The 20,210-nt window shown below is 75.1% G+C and carries 15 protein-coding genes, 1 pseudogene and 1 riboswitch; of the genes and pseudogenes, 11 read left to right on the top strand and 5 right to left on the bottom strand.

The window, feature by feature from the left end:
- The first annotated feature begins 35 nt into the window (after positions 1 to 35).
- The 7 genes from G011_RS0119720 to G011_RS0119690 all read left to right on the top strand — a co-directional run bounded on the left by G011_RS0119720 (position 36) and on the right by G011_RS0119690 (position 9,926).
- Positions 36 to 1,076, top strand: coding sequence for an ABC transporter substrate-binding protein (locus G011_RS0119720; protein ID WP_026338463.1), 1,041 nt, complete (start codon positions 36 to 38; stop codon positions 1,074 to 1,076).
- Positions 1,073 to 2,089, top strand: a complete 1,017-nt coding sequence (locus G011_RS0119715; RefSeq protein ID WP_019610003.1) for an iron ABC transporter permease — start codon at positions 1,073 to 1,075, stop codon at positions 2,087 to 2,089. Before G011_RS0119720 ends, G011_RS0119715 begins: the two co-directional genes overlap by 4 nt.
- Complete coding sequence (locus G011_RS30045; protein WP_019610002.1) at positions 2,086 to 3,141, top strand: ABC transporter ATP-binding protein; 1,056 nt, start codon at positions 2,086 to 2,088, stop codon at positions 3,139 to 3,141. Before G011_RS0119715 ends, G011_RS30045 begins: the two co-directional genes overlap by 4 nt.
- Positions 3,138 to 6,794, top strand: coding sequence for a cobaltochelatase subunit CobN (gene cobN / locus G011_RS0119705; protein WP_019610001.1), 3,657 nt, complete (start codon positions 3,138 to 3,140; stop codon positions 6,792 to 6,794). The genes G011_RS30045 and cobN overlap by 4 nt, the downstream gene beginning before the upstream one ends.
- Entirely contained in the window at positions 6,791 to 7,534 is a 744-nt protein-coding gene (gene cobF, locus G011_RS0119700) for a precorrin-6A synthase (deacetylating) (protein WP_019610000.1), read from the top strand. Before cobN ends, cobF begins: the two co-directional genes overlap by 4 nt.
- 98 nt (positions 7,535 to 7,632) lie before the next feature.
- Positions 7,633 to 9,210, top strand: a complete 1,578-nt coding sequence (locus tag G011_RS0119695; RefSeq protein ID WP_019609999.1) for a cobyric acid synthase — start codon at positions 7,633 to 7,635, stop codon at positions 9,208 to 9,210.
- The gene (locus G011_RS0119690; protein ID WP_019609998.1) at positions 9,207 to 9,926 is read left to right on the top strand and encodes a cobalt-precorrin-6A reductase; all 720 of its coding nucleotides are present in this window, start codon (positions 9,207 to 9,209) and stop codon (positions 9,924 to 9,926) included. The genes G011_RS0119695 and G011_RS0119690 overlap by 4 nt, the downstream gene beginning before the upstream one ends.
- 52 nt (positions 9,927 to 9,978) lie before the next feature.
- Here G011_RS0119690 and G011_RS0119685 read toward each other — a convergent pair whose 3' ends face one another.
- Together G011_RS0119685 and G011_RS0119680 are read right to left on the bottom strand one after the other, a co-directional pair.
- The gene (locus G011_RS0119685; protein WP_013152651.1) at positions 9,979 to 10,572 is read right to left on the bottom strand and encodes a Uma2 family endonuclease; all 594 of its coding nucleotides are present in this window, start codon (positions 10,570 to 10,572) and stop codon (positions 9,979 to 9,981) included.
- 189 nt (positions 10,573 to 10,761) lie between these two features.
- A complete protein-coding gene (locus G011_RS0119680) occupies positions 10,762 to 11,436 on the bottom strand; it encodes a TetR/AcrR family transcriptional regulator (protein ID WP_036552853.1) in 675 nt (224 codons plus the stop codon).
- Between the two features lie 131 nt (positions 11,437 to 11,567).
- Here G011_RS0119680 and G011_RS0119675 point away from each other — a divergent pair, with 131 nt between their 5' ends.
- Positions 11,568 to 12,743, top strand: a complete 1,176-nt coding sequence (locus tag G011_RS0119675; RefSeq protein WP_019609996.1) for a winged helix DNA-binding domain-containing protein — start codon at positions 11,568 to 11,570, stop codon at positions 12,741 to 12,743.
- A 216-nt stretch (positions 12,744 to 12,959) separates the two neighbouring features.
- On the opposite strand, the gene G011_RS0119670 is transcribed toward G011_RS0119675, so the two are convergent.
- The 3 genes from G011_RS0119670 to G011_RS0119660 form a co-directional block, all read right to left on the bottom strand.
- Positions 12,960 to 14,528, bottom strand: a complete 1,569-nt coding sequence (locus G011_RS0119670; RefSeq protein ID WP_019609995.1) for a cobyrinate a,c-diamide synthase — start codon at positions 14,526 to 14,528, stop codon at positions 12,960 to 12,962.
- A 242-nt stretch (positions 14,529 to 14,770) separates the two neighbouring features.
- Entirely contained in the window at positions 14,771 to 15,385 is a 615-nt protein-coding gene (gene cobO / locus G011_RS0119665) for a cob(I)yrinic acid a,c-diamide adenosyltransferase (RefSeq protein ID WP_019609994.1), read from the bottom strand.
- Positions 15,385 to 17,466 (bottom strand): VWA domain-containing protein, encoded by a 2,082-nt coding sequence (locus tag G011_RS0119660; RefSeq protein WP_019609993.1) that lies wholly within the window; start codon positions 17,464 to 17,466, stop codon positions 15,385 to 15,387. The genes cobO and G011_RS0119660 overlap by 1 nt, the downstream gene beginning before the upstream one ends.
- A 33-nt stretch (positions 17,467 to 17,499) precedes the next feature.
- Positions 17,500 to 17,644: riboswitch (cobalamin riboswitch) on the bottom strand.
- A gap of 48 nt (positions 17,645 to 17,692) precedes the next feature.
- Here G011_RS0119660 and cbiE point away from each other — a divergent pair.
- From cbiE to G011_RS33020, 3 genes and pseudogenes are all read left to right on the top strand, one after another.
- On the top strand, positions 17,693 to 19,207 hold the full coding sequence (gene cbiE, locus G011_RS0119655; RefSeq protein ID WP_231391533.1) for a precorrin-6y C5,15-methyltransferase (decarboxylating) subunit CbiE: 1,515 nt from the start codon (positions 17,693 to 17,695) through the stop codon (positions 19,205 to 19,207).
- Between the two features lie 202 nt (positions 19,208 to 19,409).
- Positions 19,410 to 20,012 carry a Uma2 family endonuclease gene (locus G011_RS0119650; protein ID WP_026338462.1) on the top strand — a complete coding sequence of 201 codons (603 nt, stop codon included), beginning with the start codon at positions 19,410 to 19,412 and terminating at the stop codon, positions 20,010 to 20,012.
- 25 nt (positions 20,013 to 20,037) lie between these two features.
- Positions 20,038 to 20,169: pseudogene (locus G011_RS33020) on the top strand (cobalamin biosynthesis bifunctional protein CbiET); the annotation flags it as partial.
- Positions 20,170 to 20,210 lie beyond the last annotated feature (41 nt).

Raw genomic sequence — 20,210 nt, 5'->3', positions numbered from 1 at the left:
CTCCGCGTTCGAGCCCCGACATCCAAGGCATGCCCATGCTGCGTCGCGCCCCGCGCCCCCTTCCCCTCCTGCTCGCCTCCGTCCTGCTGCTCACCGCCTGCGCCCCGTCCCCGGAAGGGGGGAGCGGGGGCACGGAGGCCGCCGACGCCGACGGCGCCCGCACGGTCGACAACTGCGGACACCGGGTGAGCGTCGACGCCCCGCCCGAGCGGGTCGTCTCCCTCAACCAGGGCAGCACCGAGATCCTGCTCTCCCTGGGGCTGGCGGACCGCCTCGTCGGCACCGCCACCTGGACCGATCCGATCATGGAGGGGTTGGAGGAGGCCAACGGGGGCATTCCCCGCCTGGCCGACAACGCCCCCTCCTTCGAGGTGGTCCTGGACGCCGAACCGGACTTCGTGACGGCCTCCTTCGTCTCCACGCTCGGCACGGGCGGTGTCGCCACCCGCGAGCAGTTCGAGGAACTGGGCGTGCCCACCTACGTCTCCCCGACCGACTGCGCCACCGGCAAGGACAACGACAGCGGGGGAGACGGCTCGCGCAGCGAACCGCTCACCCTCGACGCCGTGTACGGCGAGATCCGCGACCTGGCCCTGCTGTTCGGGGTCGAGGAGCGCGGGGAGGAGCTGATCGCCGAGCTGGAGGGGCGGGTGGCGGCGGCCACCGCGGACCTGGACGCCTCCGGCGTCTCCCTCATGTACTGGTTCGCCAACTCCCAGTCGCCCTACCTCGCGGGCTGCTGCGGCGCCCCCGGCGCCATCACCCGCGCGGTCGGCGCGCGCAACGCCTTCGACGACACCCACGACGAGTGGCCCCAGATCAACTGGGAGACCGTGGCCGACCGCGACCCCGACGTCATCGTCCTCGGCGACCTGACCCGCGACTCCCAGACCGCGGAGTCCGCCGACGCCAAGATCGCGTTCCTGGAGTCCCACCCCGCCACGGGCAACCTCACCGCCGTGCGCGAGGAGCGCTACGTCCTGCTCAGCGGCCAGGCCATGAACCCCTCGATCCGCACGGTCGAGGGGATCGAGCAGGTCGCCGAGGGTCTGCGCGGCCTCGGGCTCGGCCGGTGAGCGGTGCGCGTCTGGCGCTGCTCTCCTGCGGTGGACTGGTGCTCCTGGCCGTGTCGGTCTCGGTCGCGGTGACCATCGGCCCCGCCGACATCACCACGGCCGAGGTCTGGAGGTCGGTCGCCGCGCGGCTGGGGTTCGGCGAGAGCGGCCTGTCGCCGCTGCGCGAGGGCATCGTGTGGGACCTGCGCATGCCCCGCACCCTGCTCGCCGCGGTGTGCGGGGCGGGGCTGGCGCTGTGCGGGGCGGTCATGCAGTCCCTGCTGCGCAATCCGCTGGCGGACCCCTTCGTGCTCGGGGTGTCCTCGGGGGCCTCCACCGGGGCGGTCGCGGTGCTGGTGCTGGGCTGGGGCGGCGCGGTGGTGTCGCTGTCGGCGGGCGCCTTCGTCGGCGCGCTGGTCTCCTTCGGGCTGGTGGTGCTGCTCTCGCACACCCTGGGCGCGAGCATGGACCGCGTGGTGCTGTCCGGGGTGGCGGCCATGCAGCTGTTCTCGGCGCTGACCTCGTTCATCGTGCTGACCTCGGCCGACGCCGAGACCACGCGCGGGGTGCTGTTCTGGCTGCTGGGCTCCCTCAGCGGTGCCGGGTGGGACGACGTGGTGCTGTGCGCGGTGGTGCTGGCCGGTGTGCTCGCCGTGTGCCTGGCGCACACCACCACCCTGGACGCGTTCGCCTTCGGTGAGGAGGCCGCGGCGAACCTGGGCGTGCGGGTGGCCCGCGCCCGCATGGTGCTGCTGTGCGCCACCGCGCTGCTCACCGCCGCGCTGGTCAGTTCGGCCGGGGCGATCGGCTTCGTGGGGCTGGTCCTGCCGCACGCGGCCCGCGCGCTCACCGGCGCGGCCCACGCCAGGCTCCTGCCGGTCACCGCGCTGGCGGGCGCCGTCTTCCTGGTGTGGGTGGACACGGTCGCCCGCACCGCGCTGGACCCCCAGGAGATCCCGGTGGGGGTGGTGACCTCCCTCATCGGGGTGCCCGCCTTCGTCGCCGTGCTCTACCGCGCCAGGAGGCACACGTGACCCCATCCGACCAGGCGGTGGCGCGCGGCCGCGACGGTGCGTCCTCCGCGACGGCGCCGGGGAAGGACGCCGCGCCGCAGGAGCTCGGCGGGAGCGGCCCGCCCGTGCGCCAGGCGCCCCCGACCGACGACCGACGGCCCGAAGGAGGGGACCGGGCGCGGCGCGGCGCGCCCGCCGGGACCGGCCTGCACGCCGAACGGGTGAGCCGCCTGATCGGCGGAGGGCTCGTCCTGGACGGTGTCACCCTGGCTCCGCGCCCCGGCGAGACCGTCGGCCTGCTCGGCCCCAACGGTTCGGGCAAGTCCACGCTGCTGCGGCTGCTCTCCGGTGTCCTGTCACCCTCCGCGGGCGTGGTCGCCCTCGACGGGACGCCGCTCGACCGGACCGCGCGCCGGGCGGTGGCGCGGCGCGTGGCCGCCGTCGAACAGAACGCGCACACCCAGACCGAGCTGACCGTCCGCGACGTGGTGGCCCTGGGGCGCGTCCCCCACCGCCGCGCCTGGACGCCCATGTCCGCGGCCGACGCGGACGCCGTCGCGGCGGCTCTGGGGCGCACCGGCCTGACCGGTACCGCCGACCGGTCCTGGCACACGCTCTCCGGCGGTGAGCGCCAGCGCGCCCAGATCGCCCGAGCCCTGGCCCAGGAACCGAGCGAGCTGTTGCTGGACGAGCCGACCAACCACCTCGACATCCAGTACCAGCTCGACCTCATGGAACTGGTCGCGGGCCTGCCGGTCACCACCGTCATCGCCCTGCACGACCTCAACCTGGCCGCGATGTACTGCGACCGGCTGCTGGTGCTGTGCGGCGGGCGCGTCGTCGCCGAGGGCACGCCCCCGCAGGTCCTGACCCCCGCCCTCATCGAGGAGGTCTACGGGGTCCGGGCCGAGGTCGAACCCGGACCCGGACACCCGGTGATCCGCTTCCTGCGCCGCGGCTCCGAGCCGCCGCGCCACAGTGACGCCCCCGCCGCCAAGGCGCGGACGACCCCCGGACCCGAGCGGTCCGACCGACGATGGGGAGCCAACCCCGAAGGAGGAATCCGGCCATGACGGTACGGATCGCACTGCTGTCCACCTCCGACACCGATCTGCTCTCCGCGCGGGCCAGCGACCGCGCGTACGCGTGGGCCAACCCCTCCCGCGCCTCCGACGCCGAACTCACCGGCGTCGTCGAGGGCGCCGACCTGGTGGTGGTGCGGCTGCTCGGCTCCCCGCACGACCTGTGGCCGGGCCTGGCCGCCGTCCGGGAACGGGGCACGCCGCTGGTCGTCCTGGGCGGCGAGCAGCAGCCCAGCGCCGAACTCATGGAGCACTCCACCGTCCCGATCGGCCTGGCGGCCGACGCCCACCGCTACCTGGCCGAGGGCGGCCCGGCCAACCTCGCGCGCCTGCACGCCTTCCTGTCCGACACCGTGCTGCTGACCGGCGAGGGGTTCGAGGCCCCCGCGCCCGTCCCGCTGTGGGGTCTGGCCGAGCGAGACCGTCCGCGCGGCTCCGCGCCCGCGTCGTCCGCCGCCGCCTCCGGCGACCGGTCCCCGACGGCGGGGCCCTCCTCCGACGGGAACCTGCCGAAGGTGGGCATCCTCTACTACCGGGCGCACGAGGCGGGCGGCAACACCGCCTTCGCGCACGCCCTGGCCGACGCCGTCGACGCCACCGGGCAGGCCGTGGGCGTGCCCGTGTTCGCCGGATCGCTGCGCTCGGCGCCCGACGAGCTGTACGAGGCGCTCGGCGGCTTCGACGCCCTGGTGGTCACCGTCCTGGCGGCCGGCGGCAGCGTGCCCGCGTCCGCGAGCGCGGGCGGCGACGACGAGGCGTGGGACGTGGAGCGGATGGCGGCCCTGGACGTTCCCGTCCTCCAGGGGCTGTGCCTGACGAGCCCGCGCGCCGACTGGGAGGCCTCCGACGACGGCGTCACCCCGCTGGACTCGGCGAGCCAGATCGCCATCCCCGAGTTCGACGGCCGCATCATCACCGTCCCCTTCTCCTTCAAGGAGATCGACCGCGACGGCCTGCCCCGCTACGTCGCCGACCCCGAGCGCTGCGCCCGCCTGGCCGGGATCGCGGTCGCCCACGCCCGACTGCGGCACGTGCCCACCGCCGACAAGCGCGTGGCGGTGGTCCTGTCCGCCTACCCCACCAAGCATTCCCGCATCGGCAACGCCGTCGGGCTCGACACGCCCCGTTCGCTGGTGCGCCTGCTGCGCCGGATGCGCGCCGAGGGCTACGACCTGGGAGAGCCCGGCGCCCTGCCCGGCCTGGACCTGCCCGACGAGACCGAGGCCGGGGACGCGCTGATCCACGCCCTGATCGCGGCGGGCGGCCAGGACGAGGACTGGCTGACCTCCGTGCAGCTGACCGACGCCCAGGTGCGCATCACCCCGGAGGAGTACGCCGCCTGGACCGAGGGCCTGCCCGCCCCGCTGCGGGAGGCGATGGCCGAGGCCTGGGGCGCCGCGCCCGGCAACCTCTACGTCAACGACGCGGGCGAACTGGTCCTGGCCGCGATGCGCGCGGGCAACGTCGTCGTCCTGGTCCAGCCCCCGCGCGGCTTCGGTGAGAACCCGATCGCCATCTACCACGACCCCGACCTGCCTCCCAGCCACCACTACCTGGCCGCCTACCGGTGGCTGGAGCACGGCTTCGGCGCCCACGCCGTCGTCCACCTGGGCAAGCACGGCTCGCTGGAGTGGCTGCCCGGCAAGAACGCCGCGCTCTCGGCCGCCTGCGCCACCGACGCGGCGCTCGGCGACCTGCCGCTCGTCTACCCGTTCCTGGTCAACGACCCGGGCGAGGGCGCCCAGGCCAAACGCCGCGCCCACGCCACGGTCGTGGACCACCTCATCCCGCCGATGGCCCGCGCCGAGTCCTACGGGGACATCGCCCGCCTGGAGCAGCTGCTCGACGAGCACGCCAACATCGCGGCCATGGACCCGGCCAAGCTGCCCGCGGTGCGCGGCGAGATCTGGTCGTTGATGCGCGCGGCCGAGATGCACCGCGACCTCGGACTGGAGGAGCGGCCCGACGACGAGGAGTTCGACGACTTCCTGCTCCACGTGGACGGCTGGCTGTGCGAGATCAAGGACGCGCAGATCCGCGACGGCCTGCACGTGCTCGGCGAGGCGCCCGAGGGCGAGGCCCGGGTGAACCTGGTCCTCGCGGTTCTGCGCGCCGCCCAGGTGTGGGGAGGGGTGGGCGCCGCGGTGCCCGGTCTGCGTTCGGCGCTGGGCCTGAAGGAGGACGCGCCCGCCGCCGAGGTCGACCAGGTCGAAGCCCTGGCCCGCGGACTCGTCGAGCGGATGGAGGCCGCCGACTGGGACCCGGCCGCCGCCTCCGGCCTGCACGACGACCCCGGGGTGCGCTCCGTCCTGGAGTTCGCCGCCGCGCAGGTGGCGCCGCGCCTGGCCCGCACCACCGACGAACTCGACCACGTCGTCCACGCCCTGGCGGGCGGTTTCGTCCCGGCGGGCCCCTCCGGCTCCCCGCTGCGCGGCCTGGTCAACGTGCTGCCGACCGGCCGCAACTTCTACACCGTCGACCCCCGCGCCGTCCCCTCCCGGCTGGCCTGGCAGACCGGGCAGGCGATGGCCGAGTCCCTGCTGCGCCGCCACCTGGAGGACACCGGGACCTACCCCGAGTCGGTGGGCCTGTCGGTGTGGGGCACGTCGGCGATGCGCACCTCCGGCGACGACGTGGCCGAGGTGCTGGCGCTGCTGGGCGTGCGCCCGGAGTGGGACGAGGCCTCGCGGCGGGTCTCGCGGCTGGACGTGGTGCCGCTGGAGGAGCTGGGCCGCCCGCGCGTGGACGTCACGGTGCGCATCTCCGGCTTCTTCCGCGACGCCTTCCCGCACGTGGTCGCCATGCTGGACGACGCCGTGAACCTGGTGGCCGACCTGGACGAGCCCGAGGAGAGCAACTTCGTGCGCGCCCACACCCGCGCCGACCTGGCCGAGCACGGCGACCGGCGCCGCGCCACCACCCGGATCTTCGGCTCCGCGCCCGGCTCCTACGGCGCGGGCATCCTCCAGGTGGTGGAGTCGGGCACCTGGCGCGACGACCGCGACCTGGCGGAGGTCTACACGGCCTGGGGGGGTTTCGCCTACGGGCGGGGCCTGGACGGCGTGGCGGCGGCCGACGACATGCGCGCCAACTACCGCCGGATCAAGGTCGCGGCCAAGAACGTGGACAGCGCCGAGCACGACATCGCCGACTCCGACGACTACTTCCAGTACCACGGCGGCATGATCGCCACCGTCCGCGCCCTCACCGGCGCCGACCCCAAGGCCTACGTCGGCGACTCCACCTCGCCCGACGCGGTGCGCACCCGCACCCTGGCCGAGGAGACCGCCCGCGTGTTCCGGGCCCGGGTGGTCAACCCGCGCTGGATCTCGGCCATGCGCCGCCACGGCTACAAGGGCGCCTTCGAGCTGGCCGCCACGGTCGACTACCTCTTCGGCTTCGACGCCACGGCCGGTGTGGTGCACGACTGGATGTACGACAGGCTCGCCGCCGAGTACGTGCTCGACGCCGACACCCAGGAGTTCCTGCGCCGCTCCAACCCGTGGGCGCTGCACGGTATCGTCGAGCGGCTGCACGAGGCCGCACGGCGCGGTCTGTGGGCCGAGCCGGACCCGGCGACGCTGGAGGCCCTCCAGGAGGTCTACCTGGAGGTCGAGGGAGACCTGGAGGACCGGTCCGAGTGAGGGTGCGCATCCTGGGCATCGGCATGGGGGCGCGGCACGTCACCCCGGAGGTCGCCGACGCGCTGCGCGGCTGCGACTACGCGGTGGCCGCCCGCAAACGCGGGGACGACGGGCTGCTGGCCCTGCGCCGGGCCGTGTGCGAGGCGCACGGCGTGCCGCTGGTCGCGGTGTCCGACCCCGAACGCGACCGCGACGACCCGGCGGACTACGCGGCCGCGGTGGCCGCCTGGCACGAGGCGCGGGTCGCCGCCTACGAGCGGGTGCTGGGCGAACGCGGCGGCACCGCGGCGTTCCTGGTCTGGGGCGACCCGGGGCTGTACGACTCCACGCTGCGGATCGTGGAACGGATCGCCGAGCGGGGGGCCGTCGCGGTGGAGTACGACGTGCTCCCCGGCGTCAGCGCCCCCCAGCTCCTGGCCGCGCGGCACCGGATCGTGCTGCACGAGGTGGGCCGTCCGGTGCACGTGACCCCCGCGCGCCGCTTGGGCGAGGCGGTGGCGGCGGGGCAGGACAACATCGTGGTCATGCTCGGGGGCGAGGCCGTGCTCGGGGGCGAGCTGGCGTTCGGGGAGTTGAGGGACTGGACGGTCTGGTGGGGCGCCAACCTGGGCACCGACACCGAGGAGCTGGTCGCCGGGCGGGTCGGCGCGGCGCAGCTCGACATCGCCGCGCGCCGCAGGCGGGCCAGGGCGCGGGCGGGCTGGGTGATGGACGTCGCGCTGCTGAGGAGGCCGAAGTGAACGGAACCGGGCCGGGGGCTCCGGTCGGGGGTGGTGGCCCGTCCCCGCGCGGAGCGGCCCCGTCGGACGAGGGCGGGCGACGAGGAGGGGAGGGCCGCGTGCGGAGCGCGTCCGTCGAGGGTGGCGGCGGGCCGCAGGCCCCGGTGGGCCCCGGAGGAGGGCTCCTGGTCGCCGGGACCACCTCCGACGCGGGCAAGAGCGTGGTCACCACCGCCCTGTGCCGGGCCTTCGCGCGCCGCGGCGCGCGGGTCGCCCCCTACAAGGCGCAGAACATGTCCAACAACTCCATGGTCTGCCACGGCCCCGACGGCCGCCCGGCGGAGATCGGCCGCGCCCAGTGGGTGCAGGCCCTGGCGGCCCGCGCCGTGCCCGAGCCCGCCATGAACCCCGTGCTCCTCAAACCGGGCACCGACCGGCGCAGCCACGCCGTCCTGCTCGGCCACCCCGCCGGGGACGTCTCCTCGGCCGACTGGGAGACGGGCCGCCGCCACCTGGCCGAGGCCGCGCACGCCGCCTACGACGACCTCGCGTCCCGCCACGACGTCGTCGTCGCCGAGGGCGCGGGCAGCCCAGCCGAGATCAACCTGCGGGCGGGCGACTACGTCAACATGGGCCTGGCCCGGCACGCGGGCCTGCCCGTGGTGGTGGTCGGCGACATCGACCGGGGCGGCGTCTTCGCCGCGATGTACGGCACGGTGGGTCTGCTGGAGCCCGCCGACCAGGAGCTGGTCGCGGGCTTCGTGGTCAACAAGTTCCGCGGGGACCCCGGACTGCTGCGGCCCGGTCTGGAGGACCTCCAGCGGCTCACCGGCCGCCGGGTCTACGGCACCCTGCCGTGGGACCCGGGGCTGTGGCTGGACTCCGAGGACGCCCTGGACCTGGAGGGCCGCCGCACGCGCGGGGGAGCGGGGCTGAGGGTGGCCGTGGTGCGCCTGCCCCGGATCAGCAACTTCACCGACGTGGACGCCCTCGGGCTGGAACCGGGCCTGGACGTCGTCTTCGCCTCCGGCCCGCGCGACGTGGCCGACGCCGACCTGGTCGTCCTGCCCGGCACGCGCTCCACCCTGGCCGACCTGGCCTGGCTGCGCTCGCGCGGGCTCGATCGGGCGATCGTCGAGCACGCCCGGCGCGGTCGGCCGCTGCTGGGGATCTGCGGCGGGTTCCAGATGCTCGGCCGCACCGTCACCGACGCCGACGGGGTCGAGGCCGAACCCGGGGCGCGCGCGGACGGCCTCGGGCTGCTGGACGCCCGGACCGACTTCACCGCGGACAAGACCCTGCGCCTGCCCTCGGGGGAGGCGCTCGGGGCGCCCGCGCACGGCTACGAGATCCACCACGGTCGGGTCACGGTCGGCGGCGGCGCGGAGGGGTTCCCGGGCGGCGCCCGCGCGGGCAACGTCTTCGGCACCATGTGGCACGGCAGCCTGGAGGGCGACGCCTTCCGCGCCGCCTTCCTGGCCGAGGCGCTGGGCTGCGCGCCCTCCGGGGTGCGCTTCGCCGCCGCCCGGGAGCGGCGCCTGGACCTGCTCGCCGACCTGGCGGAGGAGCACCTGGACGTGGACGCCCTGCTGGCCCTGGCCCGTGAGGGCGCCCCGGCGGGTCTGCCCGTGCTGGCCCCGGGAGCCCCGCCCGCCGCACGTCCGCGGCGCGGGCCCGGAGCGGAGGTGTCCCGGTGAGGCTGCTGCTTCTGGGGGGAACGTCCGAGGCCCGTGAGCTGGCCGCCCTCCTGGTCGACGCGGGCGTGGACGTGACCACGTCGCTGGCCGGGCGGGTGGCCCGGCCCCGCCTGCCGGTGGGCCGGGTCCGGATCGGCGGCTTCGGGGGAGTGCCGGGCCTGCGCGCGGCGCTGGCCTCCTACGACGCGGTGGTGGACGCCACCCACCCCTTCGCCCTGGGCATGACCGCCAACGCGGCGGCCGCCTGCACGGACCTTCCCCTGCTGCGGCTGGAGCGGCCGGGCTGGGACCCCGACCCGGCCTGGCGGTACGCCGCCACCCACGAGGAGGCGGCGGAGCGGGCCGCGGAGCTCGGGGAGCGGCCCTTCCTCACGGTGGGCCGCCAGGAACTCGCCCGCTTCGTGCCGAGGCTGGAGGGGCGGGCGGTCCTGGCCCGGGTGGTGGACGTCCCCGAACTCGCGCTGCCCGGCACGTGGTCCCTGCTGACCAGCCGGGGGCCGTACACCCTCGACGGCGAACTGGACCTGATGGGCGGGCACCGCGCGGACGTGCTGGTCACCAAGGACTCCGGCGGCGCCTACACCCGGCCCAAGATGGAGGCGGCCGGGCTGCTGGGCGTTCCGGTCGTGGTGGTGCGGCGCCCGCCGGGTCCGACCGGCGTGCCCACCGTCCACGACGTGGCCGCGGCGTTCGCCTGGGTGACCGCCCTGGGGTGAGAGAAGAACGTGGGACGGTCGCGGCCGTCGCTACCGGTGCGCGCGGGCCGCGTCAGCGGGCGAACCGGCTCTTCAGCTCGTCGGTGTCCAGGATGATCCCGGTGCCGGGGATTTCGACCCTGTCGCCGTAGACGTGCCTTGACCGGTCCTGGTACTCACCGTGTTCGGGACGGGAGTGCACCACCACGGCGTTCACGTCACGGTCGACCAACAGGTAGGCGGGGATTTCGGTGGCGGCGTAGGCAGCGGGCTTCTCGACCCGGTCGCGGGCGTGCGTGTCGGCGTCCCAGGAGGTCACCTCGATGACGGCGAGAACCCCGTCGGGCTCGGCCCATTCGCCTTGGCCGTCGAAGTAGCCGACCGGTGTCAGGATGCCGTCGGGGCGGGCGCGTCCGTTGCGGTAGGTGTCGACCTTCAGGCCTTGGCCCTGTGTGAGGTCCAGGTCGGGCCGGTGTGCCATGAACTGGCGGAACAGCCACGTCAGGATGCTGTTGTGGTCCCCGTCGGTCACGCCTTCGGCCCAGATCTTTCCGTTGACGTATTCGAGTTTGACGTCCTCGCGCTCGGCAGCCAGGGCGATGGGCTCGAACTGTTGGACGGTGACGGATGGGTGGGTGGGCGGTGGGTGGTGGTCCGCAACGGTCATGGTGGGCTCCTCCAGCGCACATTCTAGGCCAACGCTTCGTGCAGGACACGTGTGCTCCCCGAGGGGCTCGACGCGTGGACTCCGGGTGATGACCGGGGTCGGTACCGCCATGAGAACCCGGACACCGTCGAACCCGGGAAAGGTGACGCTCGGGACGCGCGGACGCGCACGGCTCCCGTGTCCGGCTGGTCAGGACGTGCGTTCCGGTTCCGCTGAGGGGGTCTCGGCCCGGGGGCCGCGCAGTGCGGGCATCAGGACGCCGTCCACCAGCGACACGAGGAAGTCCCGGTCGAAGGGCCTGCGCTGGACGAGCGCGCGGTAGGCGGCCATCGACGCGACCACCTGCGAGAGGGTGTCGACGTCGGCCGCGGCCGAGGCCTCCCCGCGCTCGACGGCGCGCCGCATGAGGAAGCGGTGGGCCTCGGCCCAGGGCTGGACGATCGCGGCGCTGACGGCGTCGGCGGACGCCTCGTCCTGGACGAGCATCGAGGCCAGTCCCGCCATGATCCGGAGCCTGCGCTCGCCCTCCCGTGCCGACTGGGGCCGGAACAGGCCGAGCAGGTCCTCCCGGAGGTCGCCGGTGTCGGGCAGGCTCCCGGTGTCGACCTGCTCGCGCTTCATGCGCGCCACCGCGTCGACCACCAGTTCCGTCTTGGAGGGCCAGCGGCGGTAGAGCGTGGCCTTCCCGGCTCCGGCCCGGGCCGCGACGGCGTCCATCGTCAGCCGGGCGAACCCGGCTTCGGCCAGGACATCCAGCGTCGCGTCGAGGATGGCGCCGTCACGGGAGCGGTCCCGCCTGCGGCCGGGGCGCGCGGGACCGCCGCCGGGCGCGGCGGGGGCGCGGGTGTCGCTGTCTCTTGTCATGGCGGTCTCCTCCTCGTCCCACCGCTGGTCGGAACGATACACGTCAGTTCCGGAACAGAGTAGTTCAGGAACGGAATAGTTCCGGAACTGGCGCGTATCGAAATGTCCGAACGGTGTGGCACGATGAGCCGATGCACCACGTGAGTGACGACGAACGGCGCGCCCGCATCGGCGTTCGGCACGCCCTGGCGGCGGGTTTCCACGCGGACTCCCCGGAGGCGGCCACGCGGGCGGTGACCGCGCTGCACGCCACCGAACCGGCCACCGTCTACCTGTCGTGCCGGGCGCGCGTGCCCTCGCTGACCGTGGCCGACCTCGACAGGGCGCTCTACGAGGACCGGCGGCTGGTGAAGCAGCTGGCGATGCGGCGCACGCTCTTCGTGTTCCCGCGCGAACTGCTGCCCGCGGTGTGGCCGAGCGCCTCCGCGCGCGTCGCCGCCGCGGAGCGCGCCCGCATGCGCAAGGACCTGGTCAGGGAGGGGATCGCCGACGACGGCGACGCCTGGCTCGACCGGGCCCGGGCCGAGGTCCTGGCCCTGCTCGCCGACGAACCCGAGGGACTGGTGGCCGCCGACGTGCGCCGGGCGGTGCCGGGGATCGACGTGAGGGTGACGGGGTCGGCGGGTGAGGTGTGGTCGGCGCCGCGGGTGCTCACCCTCCTCGGCGCAGCCGCCGACATCGTGCGCGGCGCCAACACCGGCCGCTTCGCGGTCTCGCAGCCGCGCTGGACCCTGACCGGGCACTGGCTCGACGGCGTTCCCGCCCCGTGGAGCGCCGCCGAGGGCTACCGGGAGCTCGTCCGCCTCTGGCTGCACAGTTTCGGACCGGGGACCGAGGACGACATCGTCTGGTGGCTGGGGTCCACCAAGACGGCGGTGCGCACGGCGCTGGCCGAACTCGGCGCCGTCATGGTCTCCCTCGACGGCGGTGCCACCGGCTGGCTCCTGCCCGACGACCTCGGCCGGACGGCCGACCCGGGCCCGTGGGTCGCCCTGCTGCCGGTGCTCGACCCGACCGTCATGGGCTGGCGCGGCCGGGACTTCTACCTGGGCCCCCACCGCCAGCAGCTCTTCGACAACCGCGGCAACGCGGGCACGACCGCCTGGGCGGACGGCCGCGTGGTCGGGACGTGGGTGCAGGACGGCTCCGGCGCGGTGCGGGTGCACCTGCTCGAACCGGTGTCGACGGCGACGCGGCGGGCCCTGGGGGAGGAGGCGGCGCGCCTGACCGAGTGGCTCGACGGCGTCCGCATCGGCACCGGCTACGTGTCGCCCGCGATGAGGGCCGCCCGGGCCGCGTGGGAGTGAGGGCGGCCTGACCCAGCGGTGACGGGGCGGCCCTCCCGGCTGCCGAGAGAGCGGCCGTCGCGTCTGTTCACCCGGAGCCGGTCCCCGACCGCACACGCCGGAACCGGGCGGCGGGCTTCCGGCCCGCGGTCGCACACGGCCTGACCGGAAAGGCGGCGAAGGCGGGTCCGGCGCGGGCCGTCAGGAGGGACGGCCCGTCGGGGAGCGGAACGGGGGCTAGGAGCGCACGGCGTCCGCGAAGCGGGCGGCGAGCCGGGGGTGCCCGGCCCAGTGGACGTGCAGGTAGGAGGCGTGCAGCGTCGGTGAGGCGAAACCCTCCGGCGCTCCCTCGATCTCCCACGCCGGGAGGTCGCCGCAGGCACCGGGGGTCAGGGCGGTGCGGTGGAACTCGTGCCCGGTGACCCGCTCTCCGGCCCGGGTCACCAGGGTGTCCCCCGGTGAGACCGCCTCGGGGTAGCGCAGGGTGAGCCGCCCCGTCATCCGGGCGCGCGCGGGGACGGCCCCGGCCATGGGCTCGCCGTCCAGAGACTCGGCCAGGTAGAGCAGACCCGCGCACTCGGCGACGGTCGGCACCCCGTCCCGCACCGCCTCGCGCAGCTGGGTCAGCAGGCCGCGGTTGGCGGCGAGCTCACCGGCGTAGACCTCGGGGAAGCCGCCGCCGAGGTAGACGCCCCGGGTGCCCGGGGGCAGCGCGGTGTCGCCCAGCGGATCGAACGCGACGACCTCGCACCCGGCGGCGGTGAGCAGTTCCTCGGTCTCGGCGTAGCGGAAGGTGAAGGCCCGGCCGCCCGCCACCGCGACCACCGGCCGCCGGGACGCGGGGGGTTTGTGGGGTCCGTGGTCGGTGTGGGCTGTGTGGCGCTCACCGGGATCTCCGGGGGCACGAACCGTGTGGGGCTCGCGGTCCGTGTGGGCTGCCTGGGGATCCTGGGACTCCTTCCGCGTTCGCGCCGGGTCTTCGAGCGGGGCGCCGGGACCCGAGTTTTCCCATGCCCGTGTCCGACCTCCGAGCGGAGTACCGGGAACCGATCTCTCCCGCGCCCGTGCCGGGCCCTCGGGCGGGGACCCCGGAACGGGTGTTCCCAGTGCCCGTGCCGGATCCCAGGGGCCGGCGTCCAGCGCGGGCGCTGAGCGGGCCACCGCGAGCAGCGCGTCCAGGTCCACCTGGCGCGCGACGTGCTCCCCGAGCCGTTCGACCACGCGCGCCGACTCCGCCCGCTCCGACGCCGGAACCAGTCCCAGGTGCCGGGACGGGCTGGCGAGCCGCTCGTCGCGGTGGACCACGCCGAGGACGGGCAGGTGCGTGGCCCGGGTGATCTCGGCGACGTTGCGCACCGAACCCGCCTGGTTGAGGATCACCCCGACCACCTCGACCGCCGGGTCGTAGGCGGCCATCCCCGCCACCAGCGCGCCCACCGAACGCGACATCCGCGACACGTCCACCACCAGCACCACCGGTGTACGCGTCAGGGCCGCGACGTGCGCGGACGAGGCGAACCCGTCCGTGCCCAGCCGCCCGTCGTGCAGGCCCATCACACCCTCGATGACGGCGACGTCCGCGCCGTGCGCCCCGTGCAGCAGCAGCGGTGCCACCCGCTCCACGCCGACCAGGTGCGGGTCGAGGTTGCGGCCCGGACGCCCGGTGGCCAGGGCGTGGTAGCCGGGATCGATGTAGTCGGGGCCCACCTTGTGGCCGCTCACCGCGTACCCGGCGTCGCGCAGCGCCGCCATCAGCCCGGTCGCGACCGTGGTCTTGCCCTGCCCGGTCATGGGCGCGGCGATCATCAGCCGGGGCAGCGCCGTCGGCCGTGCACGCGGTGTCGGCCGGAGCAGCCCCGTCGGCCGGAGCAGCCCCGTCGGCCGGGCCGACGGCGTCGGCCCGGCGGGCTTCGGGAACCCCGTCGTCCAGCCCCCGCGCTTCCCGGCGGGTGCCGGGACCCCCGCTTCTCCGGTTCCCGCGTACTCCTCGGCGGCCTTCGCGTGCCCTGCCGTCCGGCTTCGCGAACCCTCCGAGGTGCCCCGGGAGGTCACCACTCGATGCCCCGCTGCCCCTTGCGCCCGGCGTCCATGGGGTGCTTGACCTTGGTCATCTCGGTGACCAGGTCGGCGGCCTCCAGCAGCCGCGGGTCGGCGCGGCGGCCGGTGATCACCACGTGCTGGCGGCCGGGGCGGTCCCGCAGGGCGGCCAGGACGTCCTCGACGTCGACCCAGCCCCAGTTGAGCGGGTAGGTGAACTCGTCCAGGATGAGCAGGTCGTGCGTCTGGTCGTGGAGCCTTCGCCTGATCTCCGCCCAGCCCTCGGCGGCGTCCGCCGCGTGGTCCTCGGCGTCGCCCTTGCGACGGCTCCACGACCAGCCCGAACCCATCTTGTGCCACTCGACCGGACCGCCCTCGCCGGTCTGCTCGTGCAGCTCACCCAGGCGTTCCAGCACGGTCTGCTCGCCGATGCGCCACTTCGCCGACTTGACGAACTGGAACACCCCGATCCGCCAGCCCTGGTTCCAGCCGCGCAGCGCGAGGCCGAACGCGGCGGTCGACTTGCCCTTGCCGTCACCGGTGTGCACGGCGAACACGGGCTGGTTGCGGCGCTGGCGCGTGGTGAGCCCGTCGTCGGGGACGACGAGCGGCTGTCCCTTGGGCATCAGGCGGCCCTCTCTCGTACGGCGGTGCCCAGCGCGTCGGCGCTGACCTCGCTGACGGGCATGTGGTCGGCGCCCAGGCGGGCGGCCAGGGAGGCGGCCAGGCCCAGGCGCAGCGGCCCGGACTCCCCGTCCACCACGACGGTGGTCACGCCCAGTCCGGCGACGTGGTCGGCGGCGGCCATCGCGCGGCCCACCGCCCCCTTGCCGCCGGTGGCCCGGCCGTCGGTGACCACGACCAGGAGCGGGCGCAGCCTCGGGTCCCGCAGCCGCTCGCGGCGCAGGACGCGGGCCGCCTCCTCCAGGCCCTCGGCCAGCGGGGTGCGCCCCCCGGCGGGCAGGTCGTCGAGACGGGCCGCGGCCACGTCCACCGAACGGGTCGGCGGCAGCGTGAGTTCGGCCCCGCGCCCCCGGAAGGTGACCAGGCCGACCTTGTCGCGGCGCCGGTAGGCGTCCAGGAGCAGGGACAGGATCGCGGTCTTGACCTCGGTCATACGCCTGCGCGCCGCCATGGAGCCGGAGGCGTCCACGCAGAACAGCACCAGGTTGGTCTCCTGACCCTCGCGGACCGCGACGCGCAGGTCGCGGGGGCGCAGCCGCAGTCGGCCGCCGTTCTGGGGCCGCAGCGCGGCGGCCCGCACGGTCTCCACCAGGTGGACCGCGCTGCCCGCGCCCCGGCCGGGCTCGGCGGCGCCGATCCGGCGGCCCCGCGTGCCGACGGCCCGGCTGCGCCTGCCGTCGGCGCCCTCGCCGGAGCCCCGCACGGTGAGCAGCCGGGTCCGGTAGGGGGCGGCGGCCCCGGCGGTGGTCGGGGAGGCGCCGGAGGGGCGGGGTTCGGGGGAGTCGCCCTCGGCGTCCTCGGGCGCGTGCTCGGCGGAGGCGGGGGAGCGCTCCGGGTCGGGCTGTTCGCCGTCGGAGGTCTCGGCCTCCCCGGCGTTGTCCGGGGGACTGGCGTTGTCGGAGGGGTCCTGTGGGTCCTGTGTGTCCGACGGGGTTTCGGAACCGTCGTCGTCGGTCCCCCGCGGGCCCGGCGGCTCCGGGGGGTCGGGCGGCGGTTCCTCGTCGCCCAGGATCCGGTCCAGGAGTTCCTCGTCGAGTCCGGGCGCGTCGAAGGGGTTGCGTCGGCGCCTGTGCGGCAGGGCGAGCGTGGCGGCGCGGCGGATGTCGGCCCGGGTGACCGAGGTCCGGCCCGACCAGGCCGCGTGCGCCATCGCCGTGCGCGCGGTCACGATGTCGGCGCGCAGGCCGTCCACGTCGTAGGCGGCGCACACCTCGGCGATCTTCAGCAGCGCGGCCTCGGACAGGCGCACCCGGCCCAGTGCCTCCCGGGCCGCCGCGATGCGTTCGGCCAGCGCCTTCTCGGCCTCGTGGTAGCGCCCGGCGAAGGCGGCGGGGTCGGCGTCGTGGGACATGCGCCTGCGCACCACCTCGGCGCGGACCGCGGGCTCGGACGGCGCGGCGACCTCGACGGTGAGTCCGAACCGGTCCAGGAGCTGCGGGCGCAGCTCGCCCTCCTCGGGGTTCATGGTGCCGATGAGCAGGAACCGGGCCGCGTGCTCCACGGAGAACCCGTCGCGCTCCACGGTGACCCGGCCGGTCGCGGCGGCGTCCAGGAGCAGGTCGACCAGGTGGTCGTGCAGGAGGTTGACCTCGTCGACGTAGAGGATGCCGCGGTGGGCCCGGGCCAGCAGGCCGGGTTCGTAGGCGACCCTGCCGTGGGTGAGGGCCTGTTCCAGGTGCAGGGAGCCCAGGACGCGGTCCTCGGTGGCGCCGACGGGCAGTTCGACCAGGCGCACCGGGCGGCTCTCCACGGCCGTGCCGGACCCGAAGGGCCCGTCGGGGGAGTGCTGCGCCGGGTCGGCGGGGTCCACGGAGAACCGGTCGCCCTGGTAGACGTCGACGGGCGGCAGGAGGGAGGCCAGGGCCCGGACCGCGGTGGACTTGGCGGTGCCCTTCTCGCCGCGCACCAGGACGCCGCCGATCTCCGGCGAGACGCTGGTGAGGACGAGGGACAGGCCCAGGTCGTCGAGTTCATCGGCGTCGCAGCCGACGATCGCGGAAAAGGGGTAGTGCGGTGACCGCAATGGCATGTAGAGGCTCCCGCTCATGTCGCCATCGGTAAGGGACGGGCGCGAGGCCGGTCTTCGGACTTGCCGGGTCCTTCCTGGACGGAAGGCTCGGTTCACCGCAGCGGGCCTGTGCCGGAGTCTCACCGGGCTTCCCAGATTCTCCCCGTCGGCCGTCCCCACCGTTTCCGATGGCTGGGCCGTTGGGGCACCTCATGCCTGCCGCCACGATAGCGTCCGAGGAATGAAGGACGACAGCCGCCCTCCCGTCACCCACCACCGCCCGGATGCCGCTGCGCGGGGGAGTGGTGCACCCTCAACGGACGCCTGCGGCGCGGAGCCTCCTTCCGTCACCCACCACCGCCCGGATGCCGCTGCGCGGGGGAGTGGTGCGCCCTCGACGGACGCCTGCGGCGCGGAGCCTCCTTCCGTCACCCACCACCGCCCGGATGCCGCTGCGCGGGGGGGCGGGGCCTCCCCACCCGCCGGGCACCGGATCACCGTCGTCGGTATCGGCGCGGACGGCTGGTCCGGCCTGCCCGAGCGGCTGCGCGCGCTCGTCCTGGCCGCCGACACGGTGCTGGGCGGGCGCAGGCACCTGGCGATGCTCCCCGACCGGCCCCGGCAGCGCCGCCGGGTCTGGCCCTCACCCCTGCGCGAGGGACTGCCGCCACTGCTGGCCTCCCTCGACAGCGCTGCCACCGACGGCGCTTCCAGCGACAGCGCCTCCCCTGACGGCCCCTCCACCGTGGCGCTGGCCTCCGGCGACCCCCTGGTGTCCGGCATCGCCACCACCCTGATCGACCTGCTGGGCGCGGACGCCGTGCGGGTGGAACCCGCCGTCTCCTCGGTCGCCCTGGCCCGCGCCCGCATGGGCTGGCCCGCCGAACGCTGCACTGTGGTGGGCCTGGTCGGCCGCGACCCCCGCCTGCTGCTGCGCCAGCTCGCCCCCGGCCACCGCGTCCTGGTGCTCTCCTCCGACGGCTCCACCCCCGCCGCGGTCGCCGCCCTGCTGGTCGGCGCGGGCTACGGCGCCAGCCGGATGAGCGTGCTGGGCGACCTGGGCGCGGACTCCGAGTCGCGCCTGGAGACCACCGCCGACCACTGGCTCGCGTCACCTCCCGGCACGGTGCCCCCGCTGCACGTGCTGGCCCTGGAACTCCTGGGCCCGCCCGGCCACGGCCTGGTCGCGGGGCTGCCCGACGACGCCTTCGAACACGACGGGCAGCTCACCAAACGCGACCTGCGCGCCTCGGCGCTGGCCCGCCTGGCCCCCTCACCGGGCCAGCACCTGTGGGACGTGGGGGCTGGCGCGGGGTCGGTCGGCATCGAGTGGATGCGCGCCCACCCCTCATGCACCGCCACGGCGGTGGAGGCCCACCCCGAACGGGCCGCGCGGATCGGCCGCAACGCGGGCCGCCTCGGTGTTCCCGGCCTGGACGTGGTCACCGGCCGCGCGCCGGACGCGCTGGCCGGGCTGCCCGCGCCCGACGCGGTGTTCGTCGGCGGCGGCGCGACCCGGCCGGGCGTGCTCGACGCCTGCCTGGGGGCCCTGCGACCGGGAGGGCGGATCGTGGTGCACGGGGTGACGCTGGAGACCGAGCACCTGCTCGCCGACGCCCACCGGCGCCACGGGGGCGAGCTGACCCGGATCGCCGTCGAGACCACCGCGCCCATCGGCGGGTTCACCGGCTGGACGCCCGCCCGCACGGTCACCCAGTGGTTCCTGGACGTGTCTGCCAGGCAACGACCGGAGTGACCCTGGGGAGGCCAGCCGCTCACGGTTGGGGCGGTTGTGGCGCGTCGTAGGGACGGAGCGACCCGCTTTTCGGTACCCCGTGAGACTTCGGCTCCTCGGATTTCCGCTTCGGGCATGCCTTCCGTCCTTCCTCGGCGTTACTCTGGCCAGAGGCCGTGTCCGCGTCGTCGCTCACCATCACGGACATCACCCAGGGGGCTTCATGACCGTCGTAGAACACCACCCGCCACCCGAAACACCAGCGCTTCCGATGAGCCCTGAGCTGTTCGAGCACCTCGCCGGACAGGCGTTCGAGGCCGACCGTGTTCGTATGGAGATGTTCAACGGGAAGGTCTGGGTCCACAAGGTGACCGACGGAGCGCACGCGGGGATCCTCACGTGGCTGATGCGTGAGTTCATCGCTCACCGCCCTGACCTGGACCTCATCACCAGCGGACTGGGAATCAAGGTCGACACCTACCGCAACGGGCGCGCCCGTCCCGACGGCATCCTCGCTCCGGTCGGTCACTTCGACCAGGCGGGGGAATGGGCCGATCCGGAGGGCGTCCTGGCCGTCGTCGAGGTCACCTCCTGGGACGCCGACACCCATGCCCGCGACCGTGTCGAGAAACCCGCCGCCTATGCGGCGACCGGTATCGGCGTCTACCTGCTGGTGGACCGGGACGCCGATGCCGTCGTGGTCCACAGCCGACCCGTCCGCGGCCAGTACCTGGACCGAAGCACCCATCCTTACGGTGAGGCCGTCCAGATCCCCGGCGTCGACGTCACGCTGGACACCGAAGCACTCAAGCGGTTCGTCCGCTGACACTGACGACCCGGGGGCGGGCCGGTCCGACGCCCACCGGCGCCGCGGGGGCGAGCTGACCCGGATCGCCGTCGAGACCACCGCGCCCATCGGCGGGTTCACCGGCTGGACGCCCGCCCGCACGGTCACCCAGTGGTGCCTGGCGGTGCTGCCCTGACCCTCCGCTGCGCCGCTTCGCGCCCGGGCGCCGGAGGCACG

Source organism: Nocardiopsis sp. CNS-639 (assembly GCF_000381685.1).
Taxonomy (GTDB): Bacteria; Actinomycetota; Actinomycetes; order Streptosporangiales; family Streptosporangiaceae; genus Nocardiopsis; species Nocardiopsis dassonvillei.
This window is presented reverse-complemented; position numbering and strand designations above follow the sequence as displayed.